This window comes from Nocardia seriolae NBRC 15557, assembly GCF_007990715.1.
Taxonomy (GTDB): Bacteria; Actinomycetota; Actinomycetes; order Mycobacteriales; family Mycobacteriaceae; genus Nocardia; species Nocardia seriolae.
The window spans coordinates 1-5,990 of record NZ_BJWY01000213.1 but is presented as its reverse complement, the minus strand read 5'-3'; the positions used below and the strand labels follow the sequence as shown (position 1 = coordinate 5,990).

Here is a 5,990-nt window from a genome sequence, read left to right as displayed (position 1 = left end):
GGACACTAGATGCGTCCGTGGTGCTTCCGCGGCAGGCCGGTGATCTCGCAGATCATCGCCACCGGCAACGGACAGGCGAGAGCCGATACCAGATCGACGGGCGCGCCCGGATCCATCGAATCAACGAATTCCGCTGCCAGCGCGTCGATTCGAGGGAGCAGGGCGGCGACGGCGGCCGGGGTGAAGAAGTCGGCGACGGCATTACGCAGGCGAGTGTGATCGGGCGGATCGGAGCCGAGCATGTGCGAGACAACCCACTCGGTGCCCCGGCGCAGCACCCGTTGCCGCAACCGGATCTCGGTCTCGTCGGCACTCGACACCCCGAGCATGGTGTCGCGGCTCTTGCTGATCCGCGGGTCGGTGAGTACGGTTCGGGCCAACCGGTCGCCGGTGACCAGCCAGCCCTGTACCCCGGACGGCGTGACGAACCGATGGATCGGCCCGCGCCGCTGAACCTCCCGGTAGAACTCGTGCGGGTCAACGAAATACGAGTCGTCGAAGGTGACAACGTCTGCCGCCATGATCCCCCCGTTTCCTCGAAAGCCTCTCATCGGCGGGTGGCTCGCGCAATCCGTGGTTCGGGGTCGGAGTGCTCAGGGTGGAACGAGCCGCCCTCGGGGAGCGATCTCAGCGGCTGCCGATGGGGAATTGGAGGATTCCGGCGAGCAGGGTGCCCGCGCCCTGGAGCCAGACCGGCCAGGTCGCGGGATCCAGGGGCATGGAACCCTCGTCGTGGATGTCGCAGCCGGATTCGACCGGGACGCCGTCGAAGCGATCCTTCATCCAGAGCAGGACCCGGGGCATTCCGATGATCTCGAGGGTGACGTGTTCGCTGAAATGGTCTCGCACGTAATGGATTCGCACGCCGGGGTCGTGGCACTCCCCGGTCTTGCCCGCTGCGATCAGCCTCGCGCCGTTGCTCAGCTCGTTCGCTGGCCTAAATCTCGGCACCCAATCGCTTGTTTCTGATGGCGAAGTATTGCGCACCCGCCGTGCCTTCGAGGGTACCGATCAACGTCCCGGTCGCGGTGATCGCCGCAACGACCACGTTCGCCAAGTCAATTCCCACGATGATGATTATGTGTTGCAGCGAAGTCATACTCGATGGTTCCGGGCCATTCGCTCGGGCTGTCGGCGCCAGCCTCCTCGTCCCGCACCGACAAACGGTCCGGTTCGTTCGATACTGGTTATGGCGGACAGTGTTGGAGCGCGACATTATGTATCGCGAGGTTCGACACCCGCGACTGCCCCTCACGTGCTACCGAACTTCGCGTGATGCACTGCTCTGGTCGCCGCGCCGTCCGGTAGGAGAAGAGTCCGGCTACCGGTTCATGGCATCGATACCGGACTTCCTCGTCAAAGCTCGAACTCGATGCGGGCGACCTAGACCGGCGTGCTCATCGGTTTGGTGGACGTGACCCGGTACTCGCCTTCGGTTGGGTTGGAGTGCAACGTCCAGGTTTCGCGGGCGGGATCGACGATCAGGTATTCGGGTACTCCGGCCTCGGCATAGAGGCGGGACTTGTCGATGTAGCCGGCTTCGATGCTGCTCGGGGAGACCACCTCGAAGAAGGCCAAGGCGTTGCGGGCATGTAGTGGCTCGCCTTTGCGGAAGATTGCCACATCCGGCGCCTTGTCGTTCTCGCCGGTGCCAGCGATCTTCACGTCGGAGGTGGTCGTCAGCGCTGCGTCGGCGAGACGAACCCGAAAAGCGATCTCCTGGATGATGTTCCAGTATTCGGGTCGCTGAGGGGACACCACGATCACTTCGCCTTTCGCGTCCGCGCGAAATCCTTCGGGTACGTCCATGCCAGCGGCAGTTTCCACGAGCTGGTGATGCACGCTCATCGTGGGCTCCTGTTCTCCGTCGCCAAGGCAATGGTAGCTATCGGTAGCCATCGAGTGGTGTCGTGAGACAACTTGTAGAAACGAGTGGAGCCGGTCCGAAGACCGGCTCCACTGTTCTGTCGGGCTGACAGGATTTGAACCTGCGACCACTTGACCCCCAGTCAAGTGCGCTACCAAGCTGCGCCACAGCCCGTTGCATTTGCTCTCGCTTGTGCTCGATGAGATTACCCCAGGACCCCCCTCAAACTACAAATCGGCTGGTTATCGGCGTGTGGGGAGGGGTGGGAGGGGTTCAGGGTTGTTCTGGCGCAGGGGAATCCGGGGGTGTGCGGCGGTAGGGGGCGGCTACGTCGGGGGAGAGGGAGGTGGGGTGGCGGTGGTGGAGGGCGGCGGTGGCTTCGGGGACGTTGTTGGTGGTGAGGCGGTGGACTGTGCGTTCGAGGATGGGGAGGACCTGGGGGACGTCGAGGGTGCCGTCGGCGCATTGGGTCAGGAGGGAGTAGGTCATGTTGGAGAGGATTACGGCTATGTCGGCGAGGTAGGTGGGGGTGGCGCCGGAGAGGACGGCGGCGGCTATGGGGAAGACGGCGTCGAGGCCGTGGTTGTCGAGGCGTTGGGAGGCGGGGCCGGTGCGGGCTCGGTGGTAGGCCTCGAGCATGATCGGGTGGCGTTCCCAGGGGGAGAAGATGTGGCGGATCACGCGGATCAGGCCGTCGTGGATGGATTCGCCGGGGGGTGGGGGTTCCATCGGGAGGTAGGTGTTCTCTTCCATCCAGCGTTCGATGGCGGAGATGAGGAGCTCGTCGCGGGTGGGGAAGAGCTTGTAGATGGTGGTGAGGGAGACGCGGGCGCGGCGGGCTACCTCGCGCAGTTGGACGGCGTCGTAGCCGTCGGATTCCAGCAGGGTGCGCACCTCGTGCAGGATGCGCGCCCGGATTGCCTCTTCTGTTTCCCTCGCCATGCCGTCACGGTAACGCCGTTACTCGAGTAACCCGGTTACTCAACGCGCGGAACGGGAGCGCGTGTGACGAGAATTCGTACGGAGAGAGCGTGATGCCTGCACAGCACCACCCGGCCGTCATCCGGGCCTCGATCCCGCCGCTGTCGGTGGACGCGCACAGCACCATGTTGGTCGGCTACGGCGTCAGCGACGGCCGCGGCGAATTCCGCTACGACCCGGCCGCCGATGCCTCCACCCTGCACTGGCCCGCCGACGGCGATTCCCGCATCCAGGACAATCACATCGGGCCCACGGTCGAGCGGATCGCCGGTCCGTCGAGCACCCTGCTCGACACCAATGCCGCCTTTCCCTCCACCTGGCATCCCCTCGGCGGCGCGAGCATGGGCACGGTGTGCGATCTCGAGGGCCGCGTCCACGGCCAGCCCGGCCTCTACGTCCTCGACGGCGCCCTGATGCCCGGCAGCACCGCCGCCTGCAATCCGTCCATGACCATCGCCGCCATCGTCAAACGCGCCTTCGATGTCCTGGTGAAAGTCGATGTGGGGCAGCTGATTTGATGGTGCTGGTCATCGGCGAGCGGTGTCGTCGGCCCGATCGCGGTCAGGATGTGCGGCGCTTCGCCGGATCCGCACCAGGGCAGACCGGCGGGGAGGCGGGTGACTTGCGGCCGAGGGGCTACGGCCCGGGGCGTTCGCCGGCGGCGCACAGCGGGCGCACAGGTCTCACAGCTGACCCAAAGGTTCGGTACAGCTACGCCCCAGTCGGCTCCCCGACGCTGTAACGATGTCTGTGGTGACCTCGGGAAACGCGCCGATCGAGCGGGCCGCCATGCGGCGCGCCGACGGGAATCCCCTCACGGTGCTCGTTGTGGACGACGAACCGGCGCTGGCGGAACTGGTGGCGTTGGCCCTGCGATACGAGGGCTGGGCGGTCGAGACGGCGGGGGACGGGCGCACGGCCGTGGCCAAGGCGCGCGAGGTGCGGCCCGATGCGGTCGTGCTCGACGTGATGCTGCCCGACATGACCGGTCTCGAAGTCTTGGAGCGGGTGCGTCAGGTCTTTCCGGATCTGCCGGTGCTGCTGCTGACCGCCAAGGACTCGGTGGAGGACCGCATCGCCGGGCGCACCGCGGGCGGCGACGACTATGTCACCAAGCCGTTCAGCATCGAGGAGGTCGTGCTGCGGCTGCGGGCGCTGCTGCGGCGTGCGGGAATCGCCACCGAGGACAGCGGCACGCGGCTCGTGGTGGGGGATCTGACCCTCGACGAGGACAGTCACGAGGTCAGCCGCGCCGGCACCGAAATCGTGCTGACTTCAACGGAATTCGAGCTACTGCGGCTGTTCATGCGGAATCCGCGGCGGGTGCTGAGCAAGGCACAGATCCTGGACCGCGTCTGGAGCTACGACTTCGGGGGTCGCTCCAGTATCGTCGAGCTCTACGTCTCCTACCTGCGCAAGAAGATCGACAGCGGCCGCGCCCCCATGATCCACACGCTGCGAGGAGCGGGCTATGTCCTCAAACCCGCCCGCTGACCTCGATTCCACGATCGCGCCCAGCGGGGGCGGTGAGCGCGAGGCCGCGCGTCGGCGCTGGTCGTTGCGGGCGCGGTTGCTGGTGGGGCAGGTTGTGCTGCTGGTGGTTGTGGTGGCGGGGATCGGGATCGCGACCGAGATTGCTCTGCAACGGTTTCTGGTGCATCAGGTGGATGTGTCGTTGGGGGAGACGGCGAAACGGGCGCTCGTGGACTCGGGTGGCGGGCCCAGCCTCGGGCCGCGGCCGCCGGACCAGCACAACCCGGCCGGTCAGAGCAGCGCGCCAGGTCAGAACAGCGGGTTCGGCCAGAACAGTGCGCCCGCGCCGCCGCCACCGGCCCCGAAGGACGGCTACGGGTCGGGCCCGGATTTCCTGAATCGGCGCAGTATTCAGCCGGATACGATCGGCGCGCTCGTGGAATCCGACGGGTCGGTCAGCGCCGCCCGGGTGCACTCCGACGGCACCCAGTCCTTGCTTTCCGAATCGGCCCGCGGGCAACTCGCGGCCGTTGCCACCGGGAAACCGGTCACCCTGGACATCCCGGGTGAGGGGCATTATCGCGTGCAAGCCGAGACCACTTGGTCGGGGCGGACCGTGGTCACCGCTCTCCCGCTGGCCTCGGTCGAAGCCACCATGATGCGGGTCTTCCTGATCCTGGTCATCGTCACCGCCAGTGTGCTGGTGAGCGCCATTTCCGTGGGTATCTGGCTGATCCGCCGCGCGCTCGCGCCCCTGGACCGGGTCGCCGCCACCGCCACCCGGGTGGCCGACCTGCGCCTGGATCGCGGCGAAGTGACTCTGCCCGTGCGGGTTCCGGCCGCCGACGCCGATCCGCGCACCGAGGTCGGCCAGCTCGGCGCGGCGGTCAACCGCATGCTCGACCATATCGCGAGCGCCCTGTCGGCGCGGCACGCCAGCGAGACACGGATCCGCCGCTTCCTGGCCGACGCCAGCCACGAGTTGCGGACCCCGCTGGCGGTGGTCCGCGGTTACGCGGAATTGGCTCAGCGCGAACGCGATTCGGTGCCCGAGGCGATCGCGCACGCCATGAGCCGCATCGATTCGGAGTCCCGCCGCATGACCACCCTGGTCGAGGACATGCTGCTGCTGGCCCGCCTGGACGCCGGGCGCGGTCTCGAACAGACGCCGGTGGATCTGACCCGGCTCACCGTGGACGCGGTCAGCGACGCCCATATCGCCGGACCGGATCTGAAGTGGCGGTTGGAATTACCCGCCGAACCGATCATGATCGAGGGCGACTCGGCGCGCCTGCACCAGGTGCTGGCGAACCTGCTCGCCAACGCCCGCACCCACACCGGCCCGGGCACCACCGTCACCACCGCGCTGGCCGAGGACGGCCGGGGCGGGGCACGGTGGCGAGTCACCGACGACGGCCCCGGCATTCCCGCCGACCTGCAACCGGAGGTTTTCCAGCGCTTCGCCCGCGGTGACTCGTCCCGCTCCCGCCGGGTCGGCAGCACCGGCCTCGGCCTGGCCATCGTGGCCGCGGTGGTGAAGGCGCACGGCGGTGACATCACCGTCGAAAGCGCCCCCGGCCGAACCGAATTCACCGTCGACCTACCGGCCACCCACTGAGCACGGTTATCCGGTCGGCTCAGCGCGGGGTGAGCGTGGCTCGGCTAGTAC

Annotated in this window: 7 protein-coding genes, 1 tRNA gene and 1 pseudogene; 3 read left to right on the top strand and 6 right to left on the bottom strand. The window is 67.3% G+C overall.

Annotated elements, in window-relative coordinates; all coding sequences use genetic code 11:
• Window positions 1-5: 5 nt before the first annotated feature.
• The 6 genes from NS2_RS34840 to NS2_RS34820 form a co-directional block, all read right to left on the bottom strand.
• Window positions 6-521, bottom strand: coding sequence for a cytochrome P450 family protein (locus NS2_RS34840; RefSeq protein WP_052087094.1), 516 nt, complete (start codon window positions 519-521; stop codon window positions 6-8).
• 106 nt (window positions 522-627) lie between these two features.
• Entirely contained in the window at window positions 628-951 is a 324-nt protein-coding gene (locus tag NS2_RS34835; protein ID WP_155239437.1) for a lipase family protein, read from the bottom strand.
• Window positions 938-1,099, bottom strand: coding sequence for a hypothetical protein (locus NS2_RS36560; protein ID WP_155240665.1), 162 nt, complete (start codon window positions 1,097-1,099; stop codon window positions 938-940). The genes NS2_RS34835 and NS2_RS36560 overlap by 14 nt, the downstream gene beginning before the upstream one ends.
• A gap of 284 nt (window positions 1,100-1,383) precedes the next feature.
• Window positions 1,384-1,848 carry a Uma2 family endonuclease gene (locus NS2_RS34830; protein ID WP_158544010.1) on the bottom strand — a complete coding sequence of 155 codons (465 nt, stop codon included), beginning with the start codon at window positions 1,846-1,848 and terminating at the stop codon, window positions 1,384-1,386.
• Between the two features lie 119 nt (window positions 1,849-1,967).
• Window positions 1,968-2,041, bottom strand: a tRNA-Pro gene (locus NS2_RS34825).
• A 99-nt stretch (window positions 2,042-2,140) separates the two neighbouring features.
• Window positions 2,141-2,809, bottom strand: coding sequence for a TetR/AcrR family transcriptional regulator (locus NS2_RS34820; RefSeq protein WP_045440407.1), 669 nt, complete (start codon window positions 2,807-2,809; stop codon window positions 2,141-2,143).
• Between the two features lie 116 nt (window positions 2,810-2,925).
• On the opposite strand from NS2_RS34820, the pseudogene NS2_RS34815 reads away from it, so the two are divergent.
• The 3 genes and pseudogenes from NS2_RS34815 to NS2_RS34805 all read left to right on the top strand — a co-directional run.
• Window positions 2,926-3,366, top strand: a pseudogene (locus tag NS2_RS34815) (GMC oxidoreductase); the annotation flags it as partial.
• A gap of 271 nt (window positions 3,367-3,637) precedes the next feature.
• Window positions 3,638-4,342 (top strand): response regulator transcription factor, encoded by a 705-nt coding sequence (locus tag NS2_RS34810; RefSeq protein WP_173850119.1) that lies wholly within the window; start codon window positions 3,638-3,640, stop codon window positions 4,340-4,342.
• A complete protein-coding gene (locus NS2_RS34805) occupies window positions 4,320-5,939 on the top strand; it encodes a sensor histidine kinase (RefSeq protein WP_147207431.1) in 1,620 nt (539 codons plus the stop codon). Before NS2_RS34810 ends, NS2_RS34805 begins: the two co-directional genes overlap by 23 nt.
• Window positions 5,940-5,990 lie beyond the last annotated feature (51 nt).

Coding starts and splice junctions, on each gene's coding strand:
- NS2_RS34805 (WP_147207431.1), top strand. CDS start 4,320: ATGTCCTCAAACCCGCCCGCTGACCTCGATTCCACGATCGCGCCCAGC.
- NS2_RS34840 (WP_052087094.1), bottom strand. CDS start 521: ATGGCGGCAGACGTTGTCACCTTCGACGACTCGTATTTCGTTGACCCG.
- NS2_RS34810 (WP_173850119.1), top strand. CDS start 3,638: ATGCGGCGCGCCGACGGGAATCCCCTCACGGTGCTCGTTGTGGACGAC.
- NS2_RS36560 (WP_155240665.1), bottom strand. CDS start 1,099: ATGACTTCGCTGCAACACATAATCATCATCGTGGGAATTGACTTGGCG.
- NS2_RS34820 (WP_045440407.1), bottom strand. CDS start 2,809: ATGGCGAGGGAAACAGAAGAGGCAATCCGGGCGCGCATCCTGCACGAG.
- NS2_RS34830 (WP_158544010.1), bottom strand. CDS start 1,848: ATGAGCGTGCATCACCAGCTCGTGGAAACTGCCGCTGGCATGGACGTA.